We start from the raw sequence: 2013 nt of genomic DNA on the forward strand, positions 1-2013 counted from the left end.
GATAAACCAGGTCAAGCCAAGGATGTCTATTTTCAAGATGAGAAACAACCTTGGGTTTGTGGGTATTTTGTTCAGTGAGTACATTGGTCATTGATGCAAAATGTGCCCTATATTCAGCAATAGTATTGGTTACCTGTTTTCCGCTGATACCCATTTCAGCAAGGGAGCACCACATATCAAAATCCTCCCACCCCATTGCATCCCGTTTTACATAAAATCCACCAGCTGCAGCCCAGGCCCATTTGGCAATAAGAACCATTGCGTCAATATAGTTTCCGACGGTGAGGCGTAGGGGATTAAAGGGAACGTGCCCTCCAATGGCCTCTCCTGCGCCAAAATGCTGTATTTCTGGATAGGCATAACCAATATTCGTATTCTGTATGGCCTGCAATAATTTTTCACATGTGTCAGGCATTAAACGGTTATCCGCATCCAATTGCATGGAATACAGTGTTTCACTGGCTGCAATACCAATATTTCGTGCGCCTCCCAAACCGACATTATTTACTGATTGATGGATTTGCAATCGATTGAATCGATGCTTGTGATTTATTGACCATTCAAGAATTAGGGTGATTGATTCGTCAGACGAACCATCATCAACAATAATCAAATCAATATCCTTTAATGTCTGAATAAAAACGGACTCCAGTGCCTCCAGTATATATTGCTGATAGTTATAGGAAGTAATGACAACCGTTACCTCAGATTCCCGCAAGTTATCATGTTCAAAAAGAATGTTGCTGTGTGGAATGACGGGCAAATTGCGAGGGTTATAGTTTTTGCGTGAAATAATAGTTTCCGCTGCCTGTGCTGCGCCTTTTTCATTAACCAAACTTAAAAGCATTGTATCGCAAAGTTTGGATTGACGTTGCAAACTGAAATTCCATAAAACGGCATGATATGCATTTTGCGCCATTTCTTTTCTAAGTGTTTTATTGTCAATAAGCGATAGTAAATATTCTTCCCATTCTTTCGCGGTAGATGCCAGATATCCAGTGACGCCGTGTTGAATGCATCGTTTCAAGGGTTGGGTTGGTGAAACGATTGAACAGACATTTGCCAATGCAGCTTCAAAATATTTAAGCTCACTTTTTGCATTGCAGAAAACATTGTCAATTTCCAATGGGGCAATTGAAATATCAAATCTTGCCAATTCTTGGGGAAGTTTTTCTAAAGGTACGGTATCGCGCCACTCGATGAAATTTTCATAATTTTTCAGTTCCGGAAATTCATTCATATGCAAAATGGGACGGTGGTTTACGGGTTCCCTGAATAAAACAAGGCGTACATTGGAACGTTGTTGAAAAATTGAAATGAGTGCAGGTATGACAAGGGCAAAATCACGCTGATGTGTTCGGGTGCCGCTTGCATAGCCAATCCGGATGTAATCATCATTTTTTGTTGCTTGAACAATACGGGCGGCAAATCGTGATAATTTTACGCATTCATCATCAAAAATATTGGGTAGGGTATATATTAATGGGCCGGCATGTCTAGGAATAAGTTCCTGCGCCATATGTTCACGCATTTCTTTTGTAGTTGCAATCGCAAAGTCTGAACGCATGAGGGTCTGACGCATGTTGTGAAATGTATGGGCCGTTTTTGCCTCGGTTGTACCAATGGTACGTATACCATCTATGATCTCAATATGGGCAAAATGGGGTTTAAAGACAATATCGTCGACATCAAAGGCGGTTAATTTATTATATTCCTTGCTTAGTTTCAGAATTCCATCAATGTGACCGCTAAACTCAACACGCCATAAAATGATGATATCAGCCCATTGTATATCGTTAACGCTAACATCAGCCGCGTTTGAAACCTTAGCTTCATGGCCGGCCATAATGCAAGCTTTGGCATTACGATAACAACGATAAATTACACCCGGTGTATCGGGTTCTCCAGCAACAAAAAGAATTTTTCTTATGGGATTATAGGAATTGTAATCAGGCCTGGCAAAGTAATTCAGGCTATCCATTGAATGTAAAGAGTTAGAATTTGGAAGGGAAT

Annotated in this window: 1 protein-coding gene; it reads right to left on the reverse strand. The window is 40.6% G+C overall.

Translation table 11 applies throughout. The annotated features are described in order from the left end of the window. The coding region (locus tag U0839_RS08705; RefSeq protein ID WP_413550501.1) for a glycosyltransferase at positions 1 to 2013 on the reverse strand (2013 nt) is incomplete at both ends.

It is taken from the genome of Commensalibacter sp. A3DC, from assembly GCF_047307945.1.
Classification (GTDB): Bacteria; Pseudomonadota; Alphaproteobacteria; order Acetobacterales; family Acetobacteraceae; genus Commensalibacter; species Commensalibacter melissae.